Consider the following 25,578-nt stretch of genomic DNA (forward strand, 5'->3'; position numbering starts at 1 on the left):
ATCGCGGCGGATCAGAGGAGCCCGGTATCGCGGGCGACTGCGACGGCGCGGGATCGGCTGTCGACGCCGAGCTTGTCGAAGACGTGCACGAGATGAGTCTTCACGGTCGCTTCGGTCACGAACAACTCCTTCGCGATCTCGCGGTTCGACGCGCCGGTCTCCAGCTGCCGTAGCACGTCCAGCTCACGATCGGTGAGCTTCACGCGCGGCGCCCGCATCACCTGTACCATCCGGGCGGTGAGTTCGGGGGAGAGGACCAGCTGCCCTGCCGCGGCGTTTCGGATCGCGGCGACGATCTGTTCGGACGGCGAGTCCTTGAGCAGATAACCTGCCGCGCCGGCCTCTATTGCGCCGAGAATCTCCGCGTCGCGGTCGAATGTTGTCAGGATGACGACCGCGGGGGCGGGGTCGAGAGTGCGCAGCGCCTCGGTCGTCTGCACGCCGTCCATGCCGTCGCCGAGTCGCAGGTCGCACAGCACCACGTCGGGGTGCAGGTGGCGGGCGAGGGCGATCGCTTCTTCGCCCGTGGCGGCTTCGCCGACGATCTCGACGTCCGCGGTCGGTGTGAACAATGACCGCAGGCCCGCGCGAACGATCGGGTGATCATCGACCAGGAGGACCCGGAGTGTCATCATCGGTGCTCCGCTGCCGTCGCCAACGGGAGCGAGGCCGACAAGGCAGCGCCCTCACCCGGGACGCTCTCGACGTCCAGGTCACCACCGATATCCCGCAGCCGGGCGCGCATGGCGCGGAGCCCGTATCCGCCGTCGTCTCGGCGAGGCTGCTTCGCGTTCCACCGCGTCGCGTCGAAGCCGACCCCGTCATCGACGATGTCGAGTCGGACGGTATCGCCGGCGTCGGCTAACGTCACGACGACGCGCTCCGCGGTCGCGTGACTGCGGACGTTGGCCAGCGCGGACTGCGCGGTGCGCAGCAGTGCGACCTCGGCAGCCATCGGCAGGATGGGGATGCTGTCGTCGATGTGCAGATCTGTGCGGATGCCGGTTTCCTCCTCCATCCGCATCAACATCCGTCTCAGCGCGTCGCCGAGGGCGGAGCCTTCCAGTTCGGCCGGAGTCATCGCGTTGACGATGCGGCGGGCATCGACAAGACCCTCCCGGGCTAGCTGTTCGATCTGCGCCAGCGACTCGTTCTGGGGTGTTGCCTCTGTGCTGCGCGCGGATCGGGCGAGCATGCCGATGGAGGAGAGGCTTTGCGCGACGGTGTCGTGGATGTCGCGCGACACGCGTGTTCGTTCCAGACCGGCGCCGGTCTCGCGCTGGCTGCGGGCGAGCTCGTCCTGCAATTGCGCGGTCTCCTCCTGTGCGGCCACGAGCGACGCGATGAGACGGCGACGCTCTCTGCCGTCGCGGACCAGTTCGAGGTAGCCCCGAGCGATCCCGAGCGCGAACACACCCCCGACGACCGGCCCGATCACGTTCGCGTACGATGTGGCGCCGGTGTGCAGGATCGGCGCGGCGATGACCACGGCGAGGATCACAACGCTGAGTGTGAGCGCCCATGTCAGCGGGAGGATGAAGCCGGCCAGCAGCCACAGCGGGAAGGCGAGCCAGACGAACTCTGACGAGACCGCGACCGCACCTGTCCAGATGAGCGCGAGGCCCACGAGCCACCAGATCGCAAGGGCGAGGTCGCGGGTGCGATCTCCGAGGATCAGTCCTCCCAAGTACCAGCCGGCGAACACGAGAGAGAGCGCCAGCACCCACGGCAACGGCACGCCGTCCGCCGCTGCCCGGATGGCGGCGATCACGAGCAGCACGACCGTAATCGCCACCTGTCCGAGCCGGATGGCCCAGATCACCCGCCCGCCATTGCCACGCACGCCGCGTGCGTCAGCGCGCGACCGGCGAGACAGCTTCTTCGACATGATCCGATTCTCCCGTGCCGCCGCGAGAGCGGAAAGCCGGAAGGCGTCCAGGCCACCACATCCGGTCCCCAACGAGGGAGAACAGTGCCGGTACGACGAGGGTGCGCACGACCAGGGTGTCCACGAGTACTCCGACACCGACAATGAGCCCGATTTGCCCGAGCGTAACGAGCGGGAGCAAACCCAAGGCTGCGAACACACCCGCCAGCACGATCCCCGCGCTGGTGATGACGCCGCCTGTCGTCGCAAGCGCGGTGACCATGCCGGCTCGCGTCCCGCTCGTCAGAGCTTCGCTACGTGCCCGGTGGACGAGGAAGATCGTGTAATCCACCCCCAGCGCGACCAGGAAGAGGAATGCCAGCAGCGGAACCTGCAGGTCGAGCGCGTTCCAGCCGAATAGCGTGCGGCCCAGCCATGCGCCCGCCCCGATCGCGGCGACCGCGCTAAGCGTGTTCACGGCGAGCAGGATGAGTGGTGCGACCACGGCGCGCAGCAGCACGATGAGTACGAGGAGAGTCCCGAGCAGGATGAGTGGTGCGACAAGCAGGAAGTCTCGCAGGTTGCCGTCTCGGGCATCCACATCCATTGCGCCCTGTCCGCCGACGATGGCGTCGGCATCCGGCACGGCGTGCACGGCGGATCGCAGCTCGGTGACCAGCTCGCGGCTCTCAGCTGTTCCCGGTGCCGGTTCACCGACGACCGACAGTCTGACGAGGCTACCTCCGGTACTGGTTGCTGACTCTGTGACCCGCACAACACCATCGACAGAGGCGGCCGCGTCCTGGACCGCCTGCGATTGGGCTGCGGCTGCGACGATGACGAAGGGCTGCGCCTGGCCTGCGTCGAAGTGGGCACCAAGCACCTCGAGGCCGACGGCTGACTCGGACGGCACCCGGAACTTCTCAACTTGGCTGAGGCCGACAGAAGCGCCCAGCAGCCCCGCCGACATCACCCCGAGCAACGCGAGCCCACCCGCCAGCGGCAGCCAGGGGCGCCGCACGACGCGGGTCGCGACCCTCCGCCAGACACGCCCCTGTCGTGCGGTCGTGTCGCCCGGACGGGGTACGAACGGCCAGAACACGCCCCGCCCGCACACCGCCAGCACCGGAGGAAGCACCAGCAATACCGCAGCCAGCGCGATCACCAAGCCCACAGCGCACGCGACCCCCAGCCCACGTGTCCCCGGAATGACCGCCAGGACGAGCGTCAGCAAAGAGAGCACGACCGTCACGTTGGACGCCAGGATCGCCGGCACGGTCGCACGCCACGCGACCGCGAGCGCGTTCCGATGATCCTCGTCGACAAACAACTGTTCGCGGTACCGCGAAATCATCAGCAGCGCATAATTCGTTCCCGCTCCGAACACGAGAACGCTCACGATGCCGGTATCGAACTGCAAACCCATTGCGCTGCCCAGCGCTGCGGTCGCCTTGCTCGCGGCCTGATCGGCGAATCCGACCACGGCCAGCGGAATCAACCACAGTACAGGCGAACGGTAGGTGAAGATCAACAAGACGGCGACGATCGCGATCGTCACCAGGAGCAGAGTGAAGTCGGCACCGTCGAACGCCGATGCGACGTCCGCGCCGAACGCCGGGCCGCCCGTCACCTGCACCTGAACTCCGTCGATGTCGTGATCCGCGACGACATCGCGCACGTTCTCCACAAGCGCTCGATCAGCCGCCGAGTCATCGCCGTCCACCGGCGCAGTCAACTGGATGACCTGCGCGATGCCGTCCCCGCTCGGGAATGGCCCGAGCACCTCCGCCCCCTCGACAGCACTCAAGTCATCTCCCAGCGCCGCGACCCCTTCGCTTTCGCCCTGCGAGAGCTGGCCGTCGTTGGCGCTCGACGCCACGACGATCACCGTTCGATTGTCAGCGTCGGGGAAGTCCTCTGCAACGACTGCCACCCGCGCAGACTCGGAGTCCGGCGGTGCACTCTGAGCGGTCGCAGTCATCTCCGCCTGGCCAAACAGACCGAACAGCGCGACAAGCGCGAGAACGCCAAACGCCAGGGAGAGCCACGCGCCACGGCGAGAGGTCAGGACACGAGACAAGGATTGAGAAAGAGTGCTCACACCTCAAGCACAGCGCGCGGCTACCCCCGGGCACATCGCACGCTTCACCGACGAAGATCTCAACCAGAAGATGGATGTGCGGCGCCACCGGCAAGGATCCGACTCTCAGGGTGAGTAGATGAATCGCCCCAATCTACGGACAGACGCCTGACGCGGCTCTCGAGTTGCGTCGTGCATCACGTATCGGTGTGGTGCGCTTCTTCAGCCAAAAGGTGGCGACGCCTGGCGAGGTCGACCCTACGGAAGCGTCGATCCTCCAAGAGACCTATCAAGACGAAACCGGCGAATATCACAGCGCTCAATATTGCCTCTCCGCCAGTCGTCACGTCGCGAAGGCCTCGAGCAGCTGCGCGGGTCGCCCCACCAGGACGGACGCGGAACGGGCTCGGGGGCAGCGAGCCGTCGAGTTGCGCAGGGGTCGTGGCGATGAAGAGATCCTCCATGTTGATCAGGAGCTGGCTGAAACCCTTCTTGCCGACCAGTCGGGGAAACGTCGCGGGAAGGTTCTGCTCGTCGAAATCCGGCGCCGCCCGCCAGGGGCCCCGTTCACTCATCGGACACCGCGTGCTCGTCCGACGTGCCAGGCTGAGTGCATGACGGAGAGCTCCATCCCGCCCGAAGCCACCGAGGACATCCGTGCGCTGCTGACGGATGCCGGGGTGACCCACGATCCCGACCTGGTCGCCCGTATCCTCACGACCGGAGTCGGACTGGGCCTGGACGGCACCGACCGCCTCGACCTGAAGATCACGTCCGCAGCGTTGACCGAGATGCGTGCGGCCTTCCGCCTGTTCGCGCCGTACCGCGGCATCCCCAAGGTCACGGTGTTCGGCTCCGCGCGCACACAACCCCATGACGCGCTCTACCGGCAGGCATCGGCGGTGGCCGCGGTGCTCGCGCAGCGTGGATGGATGGTGGTCACGGGAGCCGGTCCCGGAATCATGCAGGCAGCGGCCGAGGGAGCAGGGCCAGACCGCTCGCTGGGCGTGTCGATCCGGTTGCCGTTCGAGGAGAAGCCGAACGCGGTGATCGCCTCCACGGCGAACAACGTCGCGATGAAGTACTTCTTCACGCGCAAGCTCATGCTGGTCAAGGAATCGAGCGGCTTCATCTGCGTGCCCGGCGGGTTCGGCACGCTTGACGAGATGTTCGAGCTTCTGACGCTCCAGCAGACCGGCAAGGCTGAGCCGACTCCGATCGTGCTCCTCGATGCGCCCGGCGGAGACTTCTGGGCGGGATTCCAGCGATACGTCGCGGACCAACTCATCCCTGCCGGGGTGATCTCGCCCGATGATCTCGAGCGGGTCCTCATCACCGACTCGGTGGAGCAGGCGGCGGCCGAGATTACCGGGTTCTGGCGCAATTACGATTCGCTGCGGTGGGTCGGTGGGAGACTGGTTCTGCGCCTGCGTGCAGAGCCGACGGCCGCTGAGGTGGTCGATCTCAACGCACGGTTCGGTCATCTCCTTGCCAGTGGCGAGATCGAGCTCCGCGGACCGCTGCGCGTCGAGCGCGACGACGACGACCGCGTCGATCTCCCCCGCTTGGTGATGCGGTACGAGCAGTTCCGGGTCGGTTCGCTCTTCCACCTCATCCGCGCGGTCAACGCGCTCGGAAGTGCCCCGGAGCCGGCGGCCCCGCCGCATCCGGCGGCCTGAGGTCACAGACGCGCGTAGCGCGCACGGAAGAAGCAGAACACGCCGTACGCGATGAATCCCGCGCCGACGAGGCCGACCAGAAGCGGCCCGAGGAAGACGTACAACAGTGCCTGGATCGCCCCGTCGAGGCCGCCGGCCGATTCGGCGTCGACTTTCACCGCGGCGACCACCAGCAGCACGCCGACGATCGTGAGCGCGACGCCCTTCGCGACGAAACCCACGACACCCAGGGCCCTTCCGACCTCGCCCTCCGGCCCGGACGGAAGGGAGATCTTCTTCTCGAAGCTCCGACGCACTCCCATCACGACGAACGAGATTCCGCCGATTCCGATCCCGACACCGGCGAGTGCGAGCAGCCACGACCCGCCCGGAAGATTCAGCACCCCGCGGCTCACGGCCTTCGCCGCACCGTCGCCGCTGGGTTTCGCGCCGAGGGCGACGGAGGCGGAAATCGTCCCGAGCGCCACGAACACCACCGCCTGACCCCACTCCGACACGCGCACGCCCCACTTCTTCACGTCCGAGGCGCGACTGGCGAGGACCCCCTCCAGGACGTGCCAGATCCCGAGCGCCCACAGCAACGCGGCGAGGATCCACAGCGCGACGAAGCCGAGCGGGGCGGCCGCGATCGCCAAGAAGGCGCCCGCCTGATCGCTCTCGCCGCGCGCGCCGAATGCGATCGTGAGAACGATCACCCCGATGAGTGCATGCACCACCCCGTTGGCCGCATACCCGCCGCGAGCCAGCGCCCGCAGGGGGGCGCTGTTCTCGGCTTCGCGCACCGCGGCCTTGACCGGGTGTTCGCTCACGTCACGATTCCGGGTCGACCGGATCACGCGTTCCGGCCGTCAACCACGGCGGTCCGAGGGGGACGACCCGGCGCTGCATGGTGCGCCAGTAGAACTTCTCGAGCAGCATGTAGGCCGCCAGTGCCGAGGCCGCCAGCAAGAACCAGGCCCCGATGATGCCCAGCGCATCGGACGCCGCGAAATATCCCGCCGATTCGAGACCGAGGCCGATCGAGACGAACAGGAGCGTGAGAGGCAGGACCGTATTGTGCAGTGCTCCGGCGAACATGAACCCGAAGGCCAGGATCGCGAACATCATCGAGAACAGGGGGCGAGCCGGCCCCGAGACCTCGAAGAAGCCGAGTTCGCCGCCGAGCAGGAAGCCCGGCATGCAGATCCAGTACCAGCCGAACGCGTTGTAGACGATGAAGTGGAAATCATCGCCGATGAAGTACGACAGCATCCCCGCCGTCACCTGCACGACCCCGCCGAAGACGGCACCGACCCAGAAGACGGCGCTCTCGTTCTGGACGCCGAGGTGTGCCAACTGCGCCGTGAGAGTGGCGATGACGAAGCCGAGGAGCCCGATCAGGCCGGGATCCGCCATCTGTCGTGAGGTTCCTACCGGTGACCTCGTCATTGTGTGCCTCCATGCAGGTGATCGCGGTGCTTCTTCGCGTGGCGCGTGCTGGTGACCACCGAGATCGGTCCCGTCACGGTGAGCGAATCCTCCCAGCATTCCACACCGGTGACGTCCGGAAGAAGATTCCGGGTGAACACGGGGTCGAGTCCCTCCCGGCGTTGACGGGTGTAGTCCTTCAGTAGGCGGAACGCGATCGGGGAGAGCAGTCCGATGGCGACGAGGTTGAGCAGAGCCATGAGCCCCATGACGCCGTCGGCGAAGTTCCAGACCAGGTCGGCCGTCGCGATCGAGCCGAGGAGAACGGCGGCGACGACCAGAAGACGATACCCGGTGAGCACGCTCCGGTTCTTCGTCATGAACTCAATGTTCGACTGCCCGTAGTAGTAGTTGCCGAGGATCGAGGAGAACGCGAGGAGGAAGACGATGACGCTCAAGGCGACGTTGGCCCAGGATCCGAGCGTGGAGGTGAGGGCGCCCTGGGTCAACCCGATCCCGCGCGTGGCTCCCGCGAGGTCCGGTACCGAGACCAGGATGATGAAGGCCGTGATCGAGCACACCAGGAACGTGTCGAAGTAGACGCCGAGGGTTTGCACGAGGCCCTGCTTGACGGGGTGCGTGACGGCCGCGCTGGCGCCGGCGTTCGGAGCGGAGCCGAGCCCGGCCTCGTTCGAGAACATTCCGCGCTTGACACCCGTGAGCACGATGTATCCGAAGGCGGCGCCGACCACTTCGTTCGGTCCCCACGCCTGCGTGAAGATCTGGCCGAAGACGTCGGGCAGACGCTCCACGTGGAGGGCGACCACGAGAAGCCCGAGCAGGAGATATGCCAGCGCCATGATCGGCACGAGCAACTGGGTGACCGAGGCGATCCGCCGGACCCCGCCGAAGACGACGAGCGCCGTCAGTGCCGCGATCCCCCCGCCGATCAGCCAGGGGAGCCAGTCGGGCACGTCGCCCATTCCCCCCGTGATGGTGGCCGTGATCGTGTTGGCCTGCAGTGAGCTGAATGCGAACGGGAAGCAGATGATGAGGATCACCGCGAAGATGATGCCGAGCCACCGCGCCTTCAGCCCGCGCTCCATGTAGTAGGCGGGTCCTCCGCGGAACGTGCCGTCGGCGCGCACTTTGAAGAGCTGCGCGAGGCTCGACTCGATGAAACTTGACGCGCCCCCGACGAATGCCATCAACCACATCCAGAACACGGCACCCGGACCGCCGATCGCGATCGCGGTGCCCACGCCGGCGATGTTGCCGACGCCCACCCGGGACGCCGCCGAAATCGTGAAGGCCTGGAAAGCGGAGACCGACTGGGGCTCACCGCTCTCGGTGCGCGGGGTCTTGTCCGTGAGAGTGCGGAACATTTCCGGGATGAGGCGGAACTGCACCACTCCCGAGCGGAGTGTGAAGTACACACCGAGGATCACCACCACCGGCAGGACGGCCCACGTCCACAGGTAATCGCCCCACGTCAGCAGCCACTCGTTGATCGCATCCATCGGCCCAGTATTGCGGCACCGGCGGCCACAGCACTACCGGGGTTCTTCCCGGCGGCGATCGGGTAACGTTGATGGGATGGCGTCGGGGTGACCCGAGGTCGAGAGCTGAATAGGGAGGCCAAAGTGGATATCGATCTGGGACTGCTGCGTACGGTGGAGCGCGAGAAGGAGATTCCCTTCGACGAACTGGTCCACATCATCGAGCAGGCCATTCTGACGGCCTACGCGAAGCACACCTCCCCGGACGGCGAGTTGCCCACCGGCGCTCGTGCAGTCCTCGACCGCAAGACCGGTCACGTCGCGATCTTCATGCCGTTGCTCGACGAGGACGACATCGTCATCGGTGAGGAAGAGTCCACCCCCGACGACTTCGGTCGGATCGCCGCGTTTGCTGCGAAGCAGGTCATCAGCCAGCGTCTGCGCGATATCGCCGATGACGCGATCCTCGGCGAGTTCAAGGGCAAAGAGGGCGACATCGTCGCCGGCGTGATCCAGCAGGGTCCGAACCCGCGGATGGTGCATGTCGATCTCGGCACGATCGAGGCCATCCTCCCGCCCGAAGAGCAGGTCGCCGGCGAAGAGTACCCGCACGGCGCGCGTCTGCGCGTCTACGTGACGGGTGTCTCGAAGGGCACCAAGGGCCCGCAGATCACCGTGTCGCGCACGCACCCGGGGCTCGTCCGCAAACTCTTCGCCCTCGAGGTACCCGAGATCGCCTCCGGCCTCGTCGAGATCGTCTCGCTCGCGCGGGAGGCCGGGCACCGTACCAAGATCGCCGTCAAGGCCAACGATCCCGCGATCAACGCCAAGGGTGCGTGCATCGGTGAACTCGGGCGCCGCGTCCGCGCCGTGACCGAGGAACTCGGTGGCGAGAAGATCGACATCGTGGACTACGACCCGGAGCTGGCCAAGTTCGTCGCGAACGCGCTGTCGCCGGCGAAGGTGACGTCCTCGTTCGTGCTCGATGCCACCATCAAGGCCGTCCGTGCCCTCGTCCCCGACTATCAGCTGTCGCTCGCGATCGGCAAGGAGGGCCAGAACGCCCGCCTCGCCGCCAAGCTCACGGGCGCCAAGATCGACATCCAGCCCGACAGCATCTTGGAAGACGCGTAACGGGGTAGGATGGAACCTGTTCGAACGTGCGTGGGATGCCGCGCACGCGCTCCCCGTTCTGCTCTCTTGCGAGTCGTGGAACAGGCCGGTGTCCTTGTCGCTGACGAGAAAGCCGTCCTCCCCGGGCGAGGCGCGTGGGTGCATGCCACGGATGCGTGCGTAAGTACAGCCATCCAACGTCGCGCTTTCGAACGTGCATTGCGTGTGTCCGGTCCGCTGGACACGCAGACCCTTCCCACCACCTACCAGCGAAACGGCTGAACGGCTATGGACTCACAGTGAACGGCTCGAAATGAGACCCGTCCGCAAATAACGGTCTGCCCTGTCCGGGGGAGACCTCAGACAGGAGAATTGTGGCAAACGCCAAACCGCGCGTGCACGAGATCGCTTCCGAACTCGGCGTCGACAGCAAGGTCGCACTTGCAAAGCTGAAGGAGCTCGGCGAATTCGTCAAGAGCCCCTCATCCACCATCGAGCCCCCCGTGGCTCGGAAGCTCCGCGCTGCCCTCGAAGCAGACGGCGCAGCCAAGCCCGCGCAGACGGCCCCGGCCAAGCCGGCGGCTGCGGCGCGTCCGTCCTCGGGCCCGCGACCCGGTCCGGCGCGTCCGACGCCCGCTCCGGCTCCCACGCCCGCTGCCCCGGCGGCTCCGGCTGCTGACGTGGCTCCTGCCGAAGCTCCGGCATCCACGCCCACGCCGGCTGCTCCGGCGCCCTCGGTACCCGCCGACGCTCCCGCGGCGTCCGGCGACAGCGCTGCACCGCGTCCCGGTGGAGCGCGCCCCGGCAACAACCCGTTCGCTTCGGCGCAGGGCATGGGACAGCGTCCCGCTGGACCCCGACCCGGCAACAACCCGTTCGCCTCGGCACAGGGCATGGGCCAGCGCCCGAGCCCGACGCCCGGTAACATCCCGCGTCCCCAGGCGCCGCGCCCCGGCGCCCCCCGTCCCGGCGCCCCGCGTCCCGGTGGACCGGGTCGTCCCGGTGGCGCAGGTCGTCCCGGCGCCCCGTTCCAGCAGCGTCCCGGCGGCCCCGGTCGTCCCGGCGGCGCGGGTGGCTTCCAGCGTCCGGGTGCTCCCGGCGCCGGTGCTCCGGCCGGCGGTTTCGCCGGACGTCCCGGCGGTGGTGGTGGTCGTGGCCGTGGTCCCGGCGGTGGTACCGCTGGCGCGTTCGGTAAGGGCGGCGGCAAGTCCAAGCAGCGCAAGTCGCGTCGGGCGAAGCGCCAAGAATTCGAAATGCGGGATGCCCCGACCGTCGGCGGCGTCAACGTTTCGCGCGGTAACGGCGAGGTCATCCGGATGCGCCGCGGCGCATCGATCTCGGACTTCGCCGACAAGATCGAGAACATCACCGGCTACACCGTGCAGCCCGGAACGCTCGTCACCATCCTGTTCAACCTGGGTGAAATGGCGACGGCGACCGAGTCGCTCGACGAAGCGACCTTCGAGGTTCTGGGAGCCGAGCTCGGCTACAAGATCCAGATGGTCTCTCCGGAGGACGAGGACAAGGAGCTCCTCGAGACCTTCGGTCTGGACCTCGACCAGGAGCTCGCCGACGAGAACGAAGACGACCTCGAGATCCGCCCGCCCGTCGTGACGGTCATGGGTCACGTCGACCACGGTAAGACGCGCCTTCTCGACGCGATCCGCAACGCGAACGTCGTGGCGGGTGAAGCCGGTGGCATCACCCAGCACATCGGTGCGTACCAGGTGTGGACCGAGCACGAGGGTATCGAGCGGGCCATCACGTTCATCGACACCCCGGGCCACGAGGCCTTCACCGCGATGCGTGCCCGTGGAGCGCAGGTCACCGACCTCGCGATCCTCGTGGTCGCCGCCGACGACGGCATCATGCCGCAGACGGTCGAGGCGCTCAACCACGCTCAGGCCGCGAACGTGCCGATCGTGGTCGCGGTCAACAAGGTCGACAAGCCCGACGCCAACCCGGCCAAGGTCCGTCAGCAGCTGACCGAATACGGTCTGGTCGCCGAGGAGTACGGCGGAGATGTGATCTTCGTGGATGTCTCGGCCCGCGACGGCCTCAACATCCAGGGTCTGCTCGACGCGGTCCTCCTCACGGCGGATGCCGGGCTCGACCTCACGGCCAACCCGAACAAGGCGGCCCGCGGTGTCGCGATCGAAGCGAAGCTCGACAAGGGCCGCGGTTCGGTTGCCACCGTCCTCATCCAGTCCGGAACGCTGCGCGTCGGTGATTCGATCGTCGCCGGTACGGCGTACGGCCGTGTGCGGGCGATGGCCGACGAAAACGGCGACGCTGTTCTCGAGGCCTACCCGTCACGTCCGGTGCAGGTGCAGGGTCTGAACTCGGTGCCGCGCGCCGGTGACACCTTCATCGTCACGGAAGAGGACCGTCTCGCCCGTCAGATCGCGGAGAAGCGTGAAGCCGCCGAGCGCAACGCGCAGCTGGCCAAGGCCCGCAAGCGCATCTCGCTCGAGGACTTCACCCGCGCTCTCGAGGACGGCAAGGTCGAGTCGCTCAACCTCATCATCAAGGGTGACGTGTCGGGTGCTGTCGAAGCGCTCGAAGAGTCGCTCCTCAAGATCGAGGTCGACGATTCCGTGCAGCTGCGGATCATCCACCGTGGTGTGGGTGCCGTCACCGAATCCGACATCAACCTGGCGACGATCGACAACGCGATCGTCATCGGCTTCAACGTCCGCCCCGACCCGAAGGCCCGCGAGCGCGCGGCTCGCGAGGGTGTGGATGTCCGGTTCTACTCGGTCATCTACAACGCGATCGACGATGTCGAGCAGTCGCTGAAGGGCCTGCTCAAGCCGGAGTACGAAGAGATCCAGTCGGGTGTCGCCGAGATCCGCGAGGTGTTCCGCTCCTCCAAGTTCGGCAACATCGCCGGTGTCATCGTTCGGTCGGGAACCATCACGCGCAACGCCAAGGCCCGCGTCATCCGCGAAGGTGTCGTGGTGGCAGATGGTCTGGCCATCGAGTCGCTGCGCCGGTTCAAGGACGACGTCACCGAAGTCCGCACGGACTTCGAGGCCGGTATCGGACTCGGTAAGTTCAACGACATCCAGATCGGCGACGAGATCGAGACGACCGAGATGGTGGAGAAGCCGCGCGGCTGATCCGCATGTTGGATGTGAGGGGCGCCTGTCATCACGACGAGCGCCCCTCACTCACCCCGAAGGAGTAAGACATGGCCAGTGAACGTCAGGCACGCCTCGGCGACCGCATCCGCGTCATCCTTGCGGAGCGTCTCGAGAAAGGGCTTCGAGACCCGCGGCTCGGCTTCGTCACGATCACGGACGTGCGGGTCACGGGTGACCTGCAGCACGCATCCGTGTTCTACACCGTCTACGGCTCCGATGAGGAGCGCGCATCGTCTGCGGAGGCGTTGACGTCGGCGACCGGAATGCTCCGCAGTGAAGTCGGCAAGCACCTCAACATCCGGCTGACACCGTCGCTCGAGTTCATCCCCGATGCGCTTCCGGACAGTGCCGACCACATCGCCGACCTCCTTCGTGAGGCGCGCGAGCGCGATGCGGCCGTCGCGGGTCTCGCGACCGGTGCAGCGTATGCCGGCGACGCGGACCCCTATGTGAAGCCCCGCGACGAAGACACTCCGGCCGCGGCGAGCGACGACGAGGACTGATCGGCGCCTACCGCGGCAAGCGAAGGTGCCCGTCGGAGGCTTCGACAAGACCATCGGCGATGAGTGAGTCGATCGCGCGATCCCGCTGACGACGGTCGGGCCAATCCGGGATCACCCCATCCTGCGGGATGTCGTGGTCTGAGGAGTCGCGCAGGGCTCTGAGGATGGCTCCGCGCGCCTGGCGGTCGCTGCCTTCGTAGCGGGCCTGGCGCCGCCGGTCGTCGCCCGTGTCCGGGTAGGCGGCCGCGCGCCAGGCGCACAGGTGCGCAATGGGGCATTCCGCACACCGGGGCGCTCGCGCGGTGCAGACGACCGCGCCGAGCTCCATCGTCGCGGCGTTGAAGAGCGCGGCATCCGTGTCGGTCGCCGGAAGCAACGCCGTCATCGCGGCGAGGTCGGTCTTTGCCGGGGGTCCGGGTTGGGAACGCCCGTCCACGGCGCGGGCGATCACGCGCCGGGTGTTGGTGTCGACAACCGGGTGCCGATCACCGTAGGCGAAGACCGCCACCGCCCGTGCGGTGTAATCGCCGATCCCGGTCAGCGCGAGGAGCGCATCGACATCGCGGGGGACGACGCCGTCGTGACGGTCGCGGATCTCCACCGCCGCACGGTGGAGCCACAGCGCGCGGCGCGGATACCCGAGGTTCGCCCATTGCCGCACGGCTTCGGCCGGCGGATCCGCGGCGAGGTTCGCGGGGGTCGGCCATCGGCGGAGCCATGCCTCGAGGTGGGGGACCACGCGGGATACCGGAGTCTGCTGCAACATGAACTCGCTCACGAGCGTGCCCCACGCCCCGAACCCCGGTCGGCGCCACGGAAGATCGCGGGCCGCGCCGCCGTACCACTCGATCAGCGGGGCGGCGAGATCGGGCATCCGAACAGCCTACGCGCCCCGCCGCGTGCCGTATTCAGTCCGCACGCGCGGACGACGGTGAGTCGGCCGCGGAATCCCGGGCGCACTCTGGCGGGCCTGTGCCCGGCGGACTGAATACGGTCAGGGGATGCACGGCAGGGGGACGGCGGCGAGAGCGGCGGCTGGAGCGGGGCACGTAGGCTGGAAGACATGCCTGAGACCCCTCCGCAGCCCCGCGGGATCCTCCTGGTGGACAAGCCGCAGGGCATCACGAGCCACGATGTGGTCGCCCGCGCGCGCCGGGCGCTGAACACCCGCAAAATCGGCCATGCCGGGACCCTTGACCCGATGGCTACCGGGCTGCTGATCCTCGGCGTGGGCCCGTCCACACGCTTGCTGACCTACATCGTCGGGCTCGGCAAGACCTATGAGGCGACGATCCGCCTCGGCGTCACCACCGACTCCGACGACGCCGACGGCGTCGAGACGGCGCGCACGGATGCCGCGGCCATCGCCGATGCGCAGATCAGCGCCGGCATCGCCGCACTGACGGGGGACATCTCGCAGGTCCCGAGCACGGTGTCGGCGATCAAGGTCGGCGGCAAGCGTGCGTACGACCTCGCGCGGGCGGGGGAAGCGGTCCAGCTCAGCGCACGCGCGGTCACCGTCAGCCGCTTCGAGGTCTTGGGGATACGCCGCGAGGCGGGGATGATCGACGTGGACGTCGCCGTCGATTGCTCGAGCGGAACCTACATCCGGGCTCTGGCACGCGACCTCGGCGCGGGACTCGGGGTCGGGGGACACGTGACAGCACTCCGTCGCACGCATATCGGTCCGTTCGACGTGGCCGACGCTGTCGCCGAGCTCGTCCCCGACGTGGAGCTGCAGACGGATGCGTCCGTGGCGGCCGACCTGCTCGGTGTGTTCGCGGTCTCCGCCGAGGAGGCGCGGGATCTCCGACACGGCAAGCGGCTGGCCGGAGCCGCATCACGGCTGACGGGCACGACGCCGGCAGCGATCGCCCCGGACGGCGAGCTGGTCGGCATCGTCGAGCGCCGCGGGAACGACGTCAAGAGCATGATGAATATGCCGCAGGGTGACGCATGATCCAGTGGTTCGCCCTTGTGCAGGTCGTCGTGGCCGTCGTCGTCGGACTCGCCTGCATCGCGCTGGGTCTCGCCGGGCGTCGCCCGAGCGACCTCAGCGTCGGCGGTCTCGCTCTGGTGTTCGTCCTCCTCGTGGCACAGGTCGTCGTCGCGGTCGTCGCGCCCCTCGCGGGGAACCCGCCGACCGGAAGTGCCCTGGAGTTCTGGGTGTATCTGGTCTCCGCTGTCCTCCTGCCTCCCGCTGCAGTCTTCTGGGCGCTGATCGAACGCAGCCGGTGGAGCACCGTGATTATGGGGATCGCATCGCTGGCCGTGGCTGTTATGGTCTGGCGGATGCAGGTCATCTGGACCCTGCCCGCGCTGTGATCGCCGCAACGCCGCGCGATTATCATGGACAGGTCATGTCAACGCCCCGTCCCCGTATGACCGGCATCGGCCGGGTCCTCGTGATCGTCTACGCGATCATGGCCCTCGCAGCGACGGGTCGCTCCTTCGTGCAGATCGTCCAGGACTTCGCCGGCGCCCCCATCGCCTACACGCTGTCGGCGATCGCTGCCCTCGTCTACATCCTGGCGACGGTCGCACTGGTCCGCTCCGACTCACACGTCTGGTACCTCATCGCGTGGGTCGCGATCTGCTTCGAACTGGCCGGTGTCCTCGTCGTCGGGACGCTGAGCCTCACGCATCCCGAGCTCTTCGCGCACGACGCTACGGTGTGGTCCGGCTATGGCTACGGGTACTTCTGGATTCCCCTGGTGCTGCCGTTCGTGGGGATCTGGTGGCTCGTGATGTCCGGACGCACAGAACCGGCGGCCGCTCCCGTCGTGGAAGGATCCAGCTGGTGATCGTCTTCCGTGATCCGTCCGAGGTACCTCCCGGGTTCGGCCCGAGCGTGGTGGCGATCGGAAAGTTCGACGGTGTGCACTCCGGCCACCGGGCCGTGATCGATCGCGCCCGGGTGGCGGCCGCCGATGCCGGTGCACGCGTGGTGGCGGTGACCTTCGACCGTAATCCGCTGAGCGTGCTGCGTCCCGAACTGTGCCCGGAGCCGCTCGCGAGTCTCGATCAGAAGCTGCGCCTCCTCGCCGCCGAGGGCATCGACGCGGTGCTCGTGCTCCGTTTCGATGCACAGCTGGCCGCGCTCGAACCCCGCGCGTTCGTCGAGCACGTGCTGGTGGACGCGCTCGGGGTCGTCACGCTCATGGTCGGCGACGACTTCCGGTTCGGCCGGGGCGGCGCGGGCGATCCCGGTCTGCTGACCGCACTGGGCGCGGAGTTCGGCTTCGCCGTCGACGTCGTCGGAGACGTGCACGGTGGTGGCCGTCGGGTGTCGTCGACCTGGGTGCGCGACCTGCTGGATGCCGGTGATGTCGAGGGCGCTGCGCGTCTGCTCGGCCGGCCGCACACCGTGCAGGGAGAGGTCGTGCACGGGCTCAAACGGGGGCGCGAGCTGGGCTTTCCGACGGCGAATCTGTCGACCGCCGCCGAGGGGTTCATCCCGGCAGACGGCGTGTACGCCGGCTGGCTGATCGATGAGGGCCCGGCGGCCGAGGGGGCGCAGCCGATCGGTGCAGTGACCCGCTACCCGGCAGCGATCTCCGTGGGGACGAACCCGACCTTCGATGACGTGCACGCGCGGCAAGTCGAGGCATACGTGCTCGACGAAACCGATCTCCATCTGTACGGGCACCGCGTGCAGATTCAGTTCACCCACCGCGTGCGGGGGATGCTGGCGTTCGACGGTGTCGAGGCGCTTATCGATCGTATGGATCAGGACGTGGCGGAGATCCGCCGCGTCCTGACGTGACCGGCGGAACTCAGTACGACGACGCGTCGACGATGCCGGTAGCTTGCTCTCCGGCATCCACTCGACGTGCCTCGCCGAGGATGACCGCGCTACCGCTCGTGCCGAGTCGGCTCGCGCCGGCGGAGAGCATGGCGAGGGCGTCCGCGTAGCTGCGGACCCCGCCGGAGGCCTTGACCTGGACATCGGCGCCGACGTTCGCGCGCATGAGTTCGACGTGGGGGACGGTGGCCCCGCCGCCGGCAAACCCGGTCGAGGTCTTGACGAAGTCCGCCCCGCCGGCTTCGGTGAGCCGACTGCCGCGCGCGATCTGTTCGTCGTCGAGCAGTGCCGTCTCCAGGATCACTTTGGTGATGTGGCCGGATGCCGCCGCCACGACGGCGCGGATGTCCTCGGTGACGACCTCGTCGAAGCCGGAGCGCAACGCGCCGATGTTGACGACCATGTCGAACTCCGTCGCGCCGTCGGCCAACGCCTGCCGGACTTCGGCGACCTTCGCGGCCGTCGACGTGGTGCCGTGTGGGAACCCGATGACCGTGCCGACGGCGACGCCGGTGCCGGCCAGGCGCGACACGGCATGGGCGATGTCGCTCGGGCGGACGCAGACGCTGAACACGCCCCATTCGGCGGCGATGTCGAGTTCGCTGTCGACCTCGGTGCGGGTGAGTTCGGGTTTGAGGATCGCGTGGTCGAGGGTCGCGGCGAGGGCGCGCTCGGTGATGGTGGCCATCCCTCCAGCGTACGCGCGTGCGTGGGGTGCGCGGAGATCTGGTGAAGGCGGAATGAACAAAAGATAACGAAAGAGTAACGCGGCCCGTTAAGGTGGCCGAGACGACGTTGTCACCGTACGAAGGGCACCGATGACCGCACCGCCGCGGACCGAAGGACTGCCGGCCCTCTTGATCGTGTGCGTCCTGGCTGTGGTGAGCGTCGTGATCGACGCGATGGGTGTGACGCCCAGTCGCGTGACCGCGGAAGAGCTTCTCGGCGCGGCGCGTGACCCGGGCGAGGCGGCCTTCGTCGCCGGTCATCGCGGGGGAACGGCAGTGGCGCCGGAAAACACCCTTCCTGCGGTGCGCGAAGCACTGCGCGCGGGGCTTCGAGTATGTCGAGGTCGATCTGGCGCTCACTGCCGACGGCCACGCCGTGCTGATGCACGACCGAACCGTCGATCGCACGACCGATGGACACGGTCCCGTGGCTGCACTCACGCTCGATGAGGTGCGTCAGCTCGATGCCGGTTCGTGGTTTTCGCGGGCGTTCGCCGGGACGAAAGTGCCCACCGCGACGCTCTACTCCTGGCAGGACAACCTGGCCGACGGGTAGGGAATACCCCTGGGGGGTATTATGGGTGTCATCGTTTAAGCGGCATCCGCTCGTACGCACAGGAGATGACATGACGAACCAGACCTTCGAAATCACCGGTATGACCTGCGGCCACTGCGCGGCCGCCGTGACGCGCGAGGTGCGTGGCGTCGCGGGCGTCGACGATATCGCCGTCGATGTGGCGGCGGGCACCCTCACCGTCTCGACCGACGGCACGCGTGACGCAGAGATCGCCGCCGCGGTCAGCGAGGCCGGCTACACCCTGGTCGGTCGGAAGTGACCGCGCCCCGCACCGATGAGCGGACCGAGGCCGTCCTCGACATCGAAGGGATGACCTGCGCCAGCTGCGTCGCGCGGGTGGAGAAGCGCCTCAGTCGCGTGGACGGCGTCGAGGCCACGGTGAATCTCGCGACGGAGACGGCGCGCGTCAGCTTCCCGGCGACACTCGACGAGGAAGAGCTCGTACAGGCCGTCCGTGCGGCGGGCTACGACGCCGTCGTACGCACGCGTGTCCTCCCGGACCAGAGGCGTGCCGCCGTCGACACCCACGAGCACGACCACGGCGATGTCCCCGGGCGCACGACGCTGAAGACCCGGCTGATCGTCAGTGCGGCGCTCGCGGTGCCCGTGATCGCCGTGAGCATGGTGCCCGCGTGGCAATTCCCCGGCTGGCAGTGGGTCGCCCTCGCACTCACCACGCCGATCGTCGTGTGGGGCGGCTGGCCCTTCCACCGCGCGACGTTCGCGGCGGGGCGTCACGGTGCGATGACGATGGACACGCTGATCACCCTCGGCACCGGCGCGGCCTATCTGTGGAGCGTGTGGGCGATGCTCTTCGGCACCGCAGGGCGCATCGGTCTCACCCACGATGCGAACCTCTTCGGCCCTGTCCATGACCCGAGTGCGCTCGTGTATTTCGAAGTCAGCGCAGCCGTCACGGTGTTCCTGTTGCTCGGTCGGTTCGTCGAACAGCGCTCGAAGCGCCGGGCGGGGGCCGCGGTGCAGGCGTTGCTGGCGCTGTCGGCAGCCGACGTCGACCTGATCGACGGCACCCGGATCCCGGTGGAGGACCTGCGTGTCGGTGATGCCTTCGTCACGCGCCCGGGCGAGAAGGTCGCCTCTGATGGCCGGGTCGTCGAGGGGCGCGCATCCGTCGATCAGAGCATGCTGACCGGTGAGGCGGCACCCGTCGAGGTCGGCCCGGGCGATGTCGTCACGGGCGGCACTCTCGCCGTCGACGGCCGACTGATCGTCACCGCCACCTCGGTGGGCCCCGATACGCGACTCGCGCACATGGCGCGACTGGTCGAAGACGCCCAGGCCGGAAAGAGCCGGGTGCAACGTCTCGCCGACCGTATCTCGGCGGTGTTCGTCCCGATTGTGATCGCACTGTCGATCCTGACGTTGCTCACGTGGGTTCTCGCCGGGGGAGGCATCGCGGCCGGATTCACCGCCGCCGTCGCCGTCCTCATCATCGCCTGCCCGTGTGCTCTCGGACTCGCCACGCCGATCGCGATTCTGGTGGGCACGGGGCGGGGCGCGCAGTTGGGCATCCTCATCACGGGCCCCGAAGCACTCGAGAGCGCCGATCGCATCGACACCGTCATCCTCGACAAGACCGGCACCGTGACCACGGGAGAAATGAGCGTGCGCGGTATCGAGGTTCTCGACGAGGGCACGGATGCCGATACCGTCGCCCGACGGGTCGCTGCGCTCGAGCAGGCATCCGAGCATCCCGTCGCGCGGGCGCTCGCCGCACTGAGCGAATCGCCGGCATCCGTCACCGACTTCACCGGTCACGCCGGACGGGGGGTCACCGGGGTCGTCGAGGGGCGCGTGGTCTTCGCCGGTCGCCCGGACTTTGCCGAAGCGCTGACCGGCACCGCGTCCGACGCTGCGGCGTCCGCCGTCCGCCGTGCGGAAGAGGCCGGAGCGACCGCGGTCGTCGCGGGGTGGGACGGGCGCGTCCGCGCCGTCGTGAGCGTCGCCGACACCGTCCGCCCCGACAGCGCCGCAGCCGTGGCGCACCTGCAGGATCTCGGGCTCAAGGTGCTGCTCCTCACCGGTGACAACGCCGGCGCCGCGGCCACAGCGGCCCGCGCCGCGGGCATCGACGATGTGATCTCCGGCGTCCTTCCCGAGGGGAAGGTCGACGAGATCCGCCGTCTACAGACGGAAGGTCGGCGCGTCGCCATGATCGGGGACGGCATCAACGACGCCGCGGCGCTCGCCACCGCCGACCTCGGGATCGCGATGGGGGGCGGGACGGATGCCGCGGTCCACGCGAGTGACATCGCCGTGACGGGCATCGGGCTCACTCCGGTGGTCACCGCGATCCGACTGAGCCGCCGGACGATGGCGATCATCCGCGGCAACCTGTTCTGGGCTTTCGCCTACAACGTCGCGGCGCTCCCGCTGGCGGCGCTGGGCCTGCTCAATCCGATGATCGCGGGCGCGGCGATGGCGTTCTCCAGCGTCTTCGTGGTGCTCAACAGCCTGCGTCTGCGGGCGGCTCCGGGTCGGGCGCGCTAGACTGGCGCCGAGGGCCCGTCCCGTCTGTCGCCGCAGCTCGCTGAAGTGAGTACCCGCAGCCGGGTGGAACGATCCTCGTGTATTCCCCCGCGGCGACAGTCGCGGACTCCGACCGACCGGTCGCGCAGGCCGGTTCCGCCGGCTCTCACCGGCATCCACGCTCAGGAGGAGCATGCCGCCCACGGCATCCACCGCATCCGCTCAGCGCGCGTCAACCAGACGACGCAAGAGCTCTCCGGCGCGACGCGACGATGACGCGCCGCTGATCCCGATCCTTGCGCGCAAGGTGCGCGAGGTCGAGGCCAAGGCCCAGCGCGGCAAGCTCGGTCCGACGAACCGCGTGAAGTTCCAGGTGATCGCCTTCCTCGTCCGTGAGGAGCGCGCCCGGGTCAAAGCCGATGAGTCGGTACCCGCCGGTGCGCGCGCCGAACTCCTCAAGCGGCTCGACGGCGTCGCCACGATCCTCGCCAAGACCGCCGCGCGCGACACCTCGCTCATTCAGCTGCTCGAGGTCGATCAGGCCACGACGCCAGTCGCCAAGCGCATGCGGCGCGATTGGCTGCTGGAATCCGGCGCCGAACTCGCCGAAGACGAGCTCATCATCACCGACGTCGCCCCCGTGCAGACCCAGGTCGTGCCTGCGGCGCTTGCGGAACGCCAGGTCATCCCCGCCCAGATCGAGGCTCGACGGGAAGCGAATCCGTTCCTCGCGCCCGATGTGGCGTTGCGTGCGCCGGCATCCACCGCCCGTCGACGCCTGGACGGCTGGGAGCTGATGGGGCCGCTGTACAAAGCATTCGAAACGGGTGCCGGCGGTTCGGCGGCATCCATGGAGTTGCCGCCCGTCCCCGAGTTCGATCGACTGTCGCCCAAGGGCCTGGAGATCATGCCGCACCAGTCGCGGTTCCTCGAGGCCGTCCGCTGCGGGCACCGATCGTTCCTCCTGGCCGACGAACCGGGCCTCGGCAAGACCGCCCAGTCGGTCCTGGCGGCATCCATCGCGGATGCGTACCCGCTGCTGGCTGTCGTCCCCAACGTCGTCAAGATGAACTGGGCCCGCGAGGTCGAACGGTGGACGCCGCAGCGGCGCGCGACCGTGATCTCCGGCGATGGCGGCGACATCGATGCGTTCGCCGACGTGTTCATCGTCAACTACGAGGTGCTCGACCGGCACTTGGCGTGGCTCAGCTCGATCGGGCTCAAGGGGATGGTCGTCGACGAGGCGCACTTCATCAAGAACCTCACGTCGCAACGGTCGCAGAACGTCCTGGGGCTCGCCGCCCGCATCCGCGAACAGGTCCGCGATCCGCTCATGCTCGCCCTCACGGGTACCCCGCTGATCAACGACGTCGAGGACTTCGACGCCATTTGGCGGTTCCTCGGGTGGACCAACGGGGAGAAGCCCGGCCCCGAGCTCATGGAACGTCTCGACGCGACGGGCCTCACGCCCGCCGACAAGGCGTTCTATCCCGAGGCGCGTGACGCCGTCATCTCGCTCGGCATCGTCCGACGCAAGAAGAAGGACGTCGCGGCCGACCTGCCCGACAAACTCGTGGCGGATCTTCCGGTGGAGCTCGACGACGACTTCGGTCGTTCGATTCGGGCGGCCGAACGGGAGCTGGGTGACCGCATGGCGGTGAAGTACCGCCGGATCATCGAGGCGCGCGGCGACAAGGTCTTCCGCGGCGAGTTCGACGAGGACATCGTGCGCCTCGTCGCGCACGGCGAGCTCGAGGATTCCAAAGCGACCGGCACCGGCGGCGACAACGTGTTCACGATGGTGCGCAAGATCGGCCAGGCCAAGGCCCTCCTGGCGGCGGACTACGCGGTGCAGCTGCAGCGCTCGGTCGGCAAGGTCGTGTTCTTTGCGAAGCACATCGACGTGATGGATGCCGCCGAAGCCCACTTCGCTGCGGCGGGGCTGCGGACGATCTCGATCCGTGGTGACCAGACGACTCCCGCTCGCCAGCTCGCGATCGACGCGTTCAACAACGATCCAGGGGTCGCGATCGCCGTGTGCTCGCTGACAGCTGCCGGCGTCGGTCTCAACATGCAAGCGGCCTCCAACGTCGTCCTCGCCGAGCTCAGCTGGACCGCCGCCGAGCAGACGCAGGCCATCGACCGCGTGCACCGCATCGGCCAGGATGAGCCCGTCACGGCGTGGCGGATCATCGCCGCGCACACGATCGACACGAAGATCGCCGAACTGATCGACTCGAAGCAGGGGCTGGCTGCCCGCGCGCTCGACGGCGAGCAGCTCGACCCCACCTCGAGCGATTCGGTGCAGATGTCGGCCCTCATGCACCTGCTGCGTCAGTCGCTCGGTTCACGCTGAAACGGTGTCCGCGCGGCCGGTCTTTTTGCCGGTCGTGCGGATGGCCGTGCGGTGCTCCGGAGCGATAGTGTCGGGGGAGGCAGCGACGCCGTACGCAGATCACTGAAACAAAGGATCCCCACATGAAGATCGGCATCCTCACGAGCGGCGGCGATTGCCCCGGACTGAACGCCGTCATCCGCGGTCTCGTGCTCAAGGGCACGACCACCTACAACGTCGAGTTCGTCGGCATCCGCGACGGCTGGCGTGGCGTCGTCGACGGCGACTTCTTCCCGCTCACCCGGCACGAGGTCAAGGGCCTCTCCAAGGTCGGCGGCACCATCCTCGGCACGAGCCGCACGAACCCGTACGAGGGCCCGCGCGGCGGCGCCGAGAACATCAAGGCCACGATGTACGGGCACCGGCTCGACGGCATCGTCGCGATCGGCGGCGAGGGCACCCTCGCGGCTGCGAACCGCCTGTACAACGACGGCATCAACGTCATGGGTGTGCCCAAGACGATCGACAACGACCTTCGGGCGACCGACTACTCGTTCGGGTTCGACACCGCCGTGAACATCGCCACCGAGGCGATGGACCGCCTGCGGACCACCGGTGATTCGCACCAGCGCTGCATGGTGGCCGAGGTCATGGGCCGTCACGTCGGCTGGATCGCCCTCCACTCCGGCATCGCCGCGGGCGCCCATGTCATCTGCATCCCCGAGGTTCCGATGTCGCTCGACGAGATCACCGCGCAGGTGCAGAAGGCCCACGATCGCGGCCGCGCGCCGCTGATCGTCGTCTCGGAGGGCTTCACGCTCTCCGGGATGGACGAGGCCTACAGCGACAAGGGGCTCGACGCGTTCAACCGCCCGCGCCTCGGGGGGATCAGCGAGATCCTCGCGCCCGAGATCGAGCGCATCACCGGCATCGAGACACGTGCGACGGTCCTCGGCCATATCCAGCGCGGCGGGTCGCCGTCGGCGTTCGACCGTGTCCTGGCGACCCGGCTGGGCCTGCACGCCGCGGATGCGGTCGTCGAGGGCGGGTGGGGCCAGATGGTGTCGATGAAGGGCACTGACATCGTCCGTGTCCCCTTCGAAGAGGCCCTCGGTGAGCTCAACACCGTCCCGATCTATCGCTACGAAGAGGCCGCCGCCCTCTTCGGCTGACCCCTCTCCGTTGTCCCACTTGGGGCATGCCTTGTCCCACTTTCGGTAGACCCTGTCCCACTTGTGGTCGATTTTGACGCCAGAAACCAACCACAAGTGGGACATGGGTCGGTTGTGATGTGGCTGCGGAGCTTCCTCCACAATGTGAGGCCTCGCCGCGTCATCCACCGATCGTGGCCCACGGTGCCTGCTCGGCGGGCGCATAGGCGACGATGGGCGGATGCCGGCATCCGACGATCCTGCCGTACTCCTTCCGGCGGCGTTCACTGTTGCGCACGCGCGCGCAGCCGGGGTTGAGCGAGGGCGACTGCGCGGGGCAGCCTTCACCACCCCGTTCCATTCCGTCCGAGTGCGGGGCGCCGTGGAGGCGAATTCGCTCGCGGCCTCGTGTCTCGCATTCGCGCCGCGGTTGACGGACGGACAGTTCTTCAGCCATGAGACGGCGCTCGCTCTGCTCGGCGTGCCGATGCCGGAGTGGCCTTATCGGCCGGCGGTGCATGTGTCCGCGTACCGTCCCGCACGCGAGCCACGCACCCGCGGTGTCACCGGACATCGGCTGCAGCTTCGTGAACCGGCGTTCGCGGTCATCGGCGGTCTACCGATCGAGGATCCGGTGCGCGCATGGCGGCAGGTGGGGAGGCTATGGAGCTTCGCCGATCTGGTCGCAGCGGCTGACTTCCTCATCTCCGGGGATCGTCCTCTCGCGGCGGTCGAGGATCTGCGCGCCGAGATCGCCACCATGGGCGATGTGCGTAGCGGCATCCTCGCCCGCTCGTTACGCGCCGTGCGCTTCGGTGTGCGGTCGCCGCGTGAAACGCGACTGCGGCTCCTGCTCGGGGATGCGGGATTTCCAGAGCCGGACGTGGGCTGGAATCTCTTCGACGACCGGGGCGAGTTCGTCGCTGAACTCGACCTGGCGTTTCCGCGCTATCGCGTGGCGATCGAATACGATGGTCGCGTGCACGCGGAGGATGCCGCACAGTTCGCACGGGATGCGGACCGGTGGGCTGCGATCCGGGACATGGGGTGGGACCACCGGCGAGTGCTGTCGCATCACATCGGCAAGGGTGGACGTGCCGCCATAGCGATTGCCCGCGATGCACTCACACGCGCCGGGTGGACGCCGGGACGCTGAACGCCGATCAGTGGCCGGCGCGCAGCCCGTCGCGCGCTTGTC

General features: G+C 68.1%; 24 protein-coding genes. 15 read left to right on the forward strand and 9 right to left on the reverse strand.

The features are described 5' to 3' along the window. Positions 1-11: 11 nt before the first annotated feature. The 4 genes from Q0653_RS09000 to Q0653_RS09015 form a co-directional block, all read right to left on the reverse strand. Positions 12-635, reverse strand: a complete 624-nt coding sequence (locus tag Q0653_RS09000) for a response regulator transcription factor (protein ID WP_298743574.1) — start codon at positions 633-635, stop codon at positions 12-14. Then, a complete protein-coding gene (locus tag Q0653_RS09005) occupies positions 632-1,888 on the reverse strand; it encodes a sensor histidine kinase (protein WP_298743576.1) in 1,257 nt (418 codons plus the stop codon). Before Q0653_RS09005 ends, Q0653_RS09000 begins: the two co-directional genes overlap by 4 nt. After that, the gene (locus Q0653_RS09010; protein ID WP_298944320.1) at positions 1,854-3,968 is read right to left on the reverse strand and encodes an MMPL family transporter; all 2,115 of its coding nucleotides are present in this window, start codon (positions 3,966-3,968) and stop codon (positions 1,854-1,856) included. Before Q0653_RS09010 ends, Q0653_RS09005 begins: the two co-directional genes overlap by 35 nt. Before the next feature lie 176 nt (positions 3,969-4,144). Then, complete coding sequence (locus Q0653_RS09015; protein ID WP_298743580.1) at positions 4,145-4,522, reverse strand: hypothetical protein; 378 nt, start codon at positions 4,520-4,522, stop codon at positions 4,145-4,147. A gap of 39 nt (positions 4,523-4,561) precedes the next feature. Between Q0653_RS09015 and Q0653_RS09020 the strand changes: the two genes are divergently transcribed. After that, positions 4,562-5,626, forward strand: a complete 1,065-nt coding sequence (locus tag Q0653_RS09020; protein WP_298743582.1) for a TIGR00730 family Rossman fold protein — start codon at positions 4,562-4,564, stop codon at positions 5,624-5,626. A 2-nt stretch (positions 5,627-5,628) separates the two neighbouring features. Here the strand turns inward: Q0653_RS09020 and Q0653_RS09025 are convergent, their stop codons facing one another. From Q0653_RS09025 to Q0653_RS09035, 3 genes are read right to left on the reverse strand one after another with little or no spacing between them, the layout of a single operon-like run. Next, positions 5,629-6,435: a DUF1206 domain-containing protein gene (locus Q0653_RS09025; protein ID WP_298743584.1), complete on the reverse strand. Its 807-nt coding sequence runs from the start codon at positions 6,433-6,435 to the stop codon at positions 5,629-5,631. A 1-nt stretch (position 6,436) separates the two neighbouring features. Next, positions 6,437-7,021, reverse strand: a complete 585-nt coding sequence (locus Q0653_RS09030) for a GPR1/FUN34/YaaH family transporter (protein ID WP_298743586.1) — start codon at positions 7,019-7,021, stop codon at positions 6,437-6,439. Positions 7,022-7,050: 29 nt separating this feature from the next. Then, complete coding sequence (locus tag Q0653_RS09035; protein ID WP_298944321.1) at positions 7,051-8,553, reverse strand: alanine/glycine:cation symporter family protein; 1,503 nt, start codon at positions 8,551-8,553, stop codon at positions 7,051-7,053. 123 nt (positions 8,554-8,676) lie between these two features. On the opposite strand from Q0653_RS09035, the gene nusA reads away from it, so the two are divergent. From nusA to rbfA, 4 genes are all read left to right on the forward strand, one after another. Continuing rightward, entirely contained in the window at positions 8,677-9,666 is a 990-nt protein-coding gene (gene nusA / locus Q0653_RS09040) for a transcription termination factor NusA (RefSeq protein WP_298743590.1), read from the forward strand. 9 nt (positions 9,667-9,675) lie between these two features. Next, entirely contained in the window at positions 9,676-9,927 is a 252-nt protein-coding gene (locus Q0653_RS09045) for a YlxR family protein (protein WP_298944322.1), read from the forward strand. 113 nt (positions 9,928-10,040) lie between these two features. Then, the gene (gene infB / locus Q0653_RS09050) at positions 10,041-12,767 is read left to right on the forward strand and encodes a translation initiation factor IF-2 (protein WP_298944387.1); all 2,727 of its coding nucleotides are present in this window, start codon (positions 10,041-10,043) and stop codon (positions 12,765-12,767) included. Between the two features lie 71 nt (positions 12,768-12,838). After that, the gene (gene rbfA / locus Q0653_RS09055) at positions 12,839-13,294 is read left to right on the forward strand and encodes a 30S ribosome-binding factor RbfA (protein WP_298743594.1); all 456 of its coding nucleotides are present in this window, start codon (positions 12,839-12,841) and stop codon (positions 13,292-13,294) included. Positions 13,295-13,301: 7 nt separating this feature from the next. Here rbfA and Q0653_RS09060 read toward each other — a convergent pair whose 3' ends face one another. Next, a complete protein-coding gene (locus tag Q0653_RS09060; protein WP_298944323.1) occupies positions 13,302-14,168 on the reverse strand; it encodes an A/G-specific adenine glycosylase in 867 nt (288 codons plus the stop codon). Between the two features lie 189 nt (positions 14,169-14,357). Here Q0653_RS09060 and truB point away from each other — a divergent pair, with 189 nt between their 5' ends. The 4 genes from truB to Q0653_RS09080 are packed head-to-tail and all read left to right on the forward strand — an operon-like array spanning position 14,358 to position 17,060. After that, complete coding sequence (gene truB / locus Q0653_RS09065; RefSeq protein WP_298944324.1) at positions 14,358-15,254, forward strand: tRNA pseudouridine(55) synthase TruB; 897 nt, start codon at positions 14,358-14,360, stop codon at positions 15,252-15,254. Next, positions 15,251-15,619, forward strand: a complete 369-nt coding sequence (locus Q0653_RS09070; protein ID WP_298944325.1) for a hypothetical protein — start codon at positions 15,251-15,253, stop codon at positions 15,617-15,619. The genes truB and Q0653_RS09070 overlap by 4 nt, the downstream gene beginning before the upstream one ends. A gap of 35 nt (positions 15,620-15,654) precedes the next feature. Then, the gene (locus tag Q0653_RS09075; protein ID WP_298743602.1) at positions 15,655-16,098 is read left to right on the forward strand and encodes a hypothetical protein; all 444 of its coding nucleotides are present in this window, start codon (positions 15,655-15,657) and stop codon (positions 16,096-16,098) included. Further along, a complete protein-coding gene (locus Q0653_RS09080; protein ID WP_298944326.1) occupies positions 16,095-17,060 on the forward strand; it encodes a bifunctional riboflavin kinase/FAD synthetase in 966 nt (321 codons plus the stop codon). Before Q0653_RS09075 ends, Q0653_RS09080 begins: the two co-directional genes overlap by 4 nt. A gap of 10 nt (positions 17,061-17,070) precedes the next feature. Here the strand turns inward: Q0653_RS09080 and deoC are convergent, their stop codons facing one another. Continuing rightward, on the reverse strand, positions 17,071-17,787 hold the full coding sequence (gene deoC, locus Q0653_RS09085; RefSeq protein ID WP_298743606.1) for a deoxyribose-phosphate aldolase: 717 nt from the start codon (positions 17,785-17,787) through the stop codon (positions 17,071-17,073). Positions 17,788-18,053: 266 nt separating this feature from the next. Between deoC and Q0653_RS09090 the strand changes: the two genes are divergently transcribed. The 6 genes from Q0653_RS09090 to Q0653_RS09115 all read left to right on the forward strand — a co-directional run bounded on the left by Q0653_RS09090 (position 18,054) and on the right by Q0653_RS09115 (position 25,536). Further along, positions 18,054-18,383, forward strand: coding sequence for a glycerophosphodiester phosphodiesterase family protein (locus Q0653_RS09090; RefSeq protein WP_298944327.1), 330 nt, complete (start codon positions 18,054-18,056; stop codon positions 18,381-18,383). Positions 18,384-18,453: 70 nt separating this feature from the next. Continuing rightward, on the forward strand, positions 18,454-18,663 hold the full coding sequence (locus Q0653_RS09095) for a heavy-metal-associated domain-containing protein (RefSeq protein WP_298743613.1): 210 nt from the start codon (positions 18,454-18,456) through the stop codon (positions 18,661-18,663). Continuing rightward, positions 18,660-20,915 carry a heavy metal translocating P-type ATPase gene (locus Q0653_RS09100; RefSeq protein WP_298944328.1) on the forward strand — a complete coding sequence of 752 codons (2,256 nt, stop codon included), beginning with the start codon at positions 18,660-18,662 and terminating at the stop codon, positions 20,913-20,915. The genes Q0653_RS09095 and Q0653_RS09100 overlap by 4 nt, the downstream gene beginning before the upstream one ends. Before the next feature lie 172 nt (positions 20,916-21,087). Beyond that, on the forward strand, positions 21,088-23,250 hold the full coding sequence (locus Q0653_RS09105) for a DEAD/DEAH box helicase (protein WP_298743617.1): 2,163 nt from the start codon (positions 21,088-21,090) through the stop codon (positions 23,248-23,250). A 122-nt stretch (positions 23,251-23,372) separates the two neighbouring features. After that, entirely contained in the window at positions 23,373-24,401 is a 1,029-nt protein-coding gene (locus tag Q0653_RS09110; protein ID WP_298944329.1) for a 6-phosphofructokinase, read from the forward strand. A gap of 220 nt (positions 24,402-24,621) precedes the next feature. Then, entirely contained in the window at positions 24,622-25,536 is a 915-nt protein-coding gene (locus Q0653_RS09115) for a hypothetical protein (protein ID WP_298944330.1), read from the forward strand. Positions 25,537-25,578: the final 42 nt, after the last annotated feature.

Origin of the sequence: uncultured Microbacterium sp., assembly GCF_947488465.1 — a bacterium.
Classification (GTDB): domain Bacteria; phylum Actinomycetota; class Actinomycetes; order Actinomycetales; family Microbacteriaceae; genus Microbacterium.

Excerpts from the sequence above, each read along its gene's own strand:
- Q0653_RS09000 (WP_298743574.1), bottom strand. The coding sequence starts at position 635 with ATGATGACACTCCGGGTCCTCCTGGTCGATGATCACCCGATCGTTCGC.
- Q0653_RS09005 (WP_298743576.1), bottom strand. The coding sequence starts at position 1,888 with ATGTCGAAGAAGCTGTCTCGCCGGTCGCGCGCTGACGCACGCGGCGTG.
- Q0653_RS09015 (WP_298743580.1), bottom strand. The coding sequence starts at position 4,522 with ATGAGTGAACGGGGCCCCTGGCGGGCGGCGCCGGATTTCGACGAGCAG.
- Q0653_RS09020 (WP_298743582.1), top strand. The coding sequence starts at position 4,562 with ATGACGGAGAGCTCCATCCCGCCCGAAGCCACCGAGGACATCCGTGCG.
- Q0653_RS09030 (WP_298743586.1), bottom strand. The coding sequence starts at position 7,021 with ATGGCGGATCCCGGCCTGATCGGGCTCCTCGGCTTCGTCATCGCCACT.
- Q0653_RS09035 (WP_298944321.1), bottom strand. The coding sequence starts at position 8,553 with ATGGATGCGATCAACGAGTGGCTGCTGACGTGGGGCGATTACCTGTGG.
- Q0653_RS09045 (WP_298944322.1), top strand. The coding sequence starts at position 9,676 with ATGGAACCTGTTCGAACGTGCGTGGGATGCCGCGCACGCGCTCCCCGT.
- rbfA (WP_298743594.1), top strand. The coding sequence starts at position 12,839 with ATGGCCAGTGAACGTCAGGCACGCCTCGGCGACCGCATCCGCGTCATC.
- Q0653_RS09060 (WP_298944323.1), bottom strand. The coding sequence starts at position 14,168 with ATGCCCGATCTCGCCGCCCCGCTGATCGAGTGGTACGGCGGCGCGGCC.
- truB (WP_298944324.1), top strand. The coding sequence starts at position 14,358 with ATGCCTGAGACCCCTCCGCAGCCCCGCGGGATCCTCCTGGTGGACAAG.
- Q0653_RS09070 (WP_298944325.1), top strand. The coding sequence starts at position 15,251 with ATGATCCAGTGGTTCGCCCTTGTGCAGGTCGTCGTGGCCGTCGTCGTC.
- Q0653_RS09075 (WP_298743602.1), top strand. The coding sequence starts at position 15,655 with ATGTCAACGCCCCGTCCCCGTATGACCGGCATCGGCCGGGTCCTCGTG.
- deoC (WP_298743606.1), bottom strand. The coding sequence starts at position 17,787 with ATGGCCACCATCACCGAGCGCGCCCTCGCCGCGACCCTCGACCACGCG.
- Q0653_RS09095 (WP_298743613.1), top strand. The coding sequence starts at position 18,454 with ATGACGAACCAGACCTTCGAAATCACCGGTATGACCTGCGGCCACTGC.
- Q0653_RS09105 (WP_298743617.1), top strand. The coding sequence starts at position 21,088 with ATGCCGCCCACGGCATCCACCGCATCCGCTCAGCGCGCGTCAACCAGA.
- Q0653_RS09110 (WP_298944329.1), top strand. The coding sequence starts at position 23,373 with ATGAAGATCGGCATCCTCACGAGCGGCGGCGATTGCCCCGGACTGAAC.
- Q0653_RS09115 (WP_298944330.1), top strand. The coding sequence starts at position 24,622 with ATGCCGGCATCCGACGATCCTGCCGTACTCCTTCCGGCGGCGTTCACT.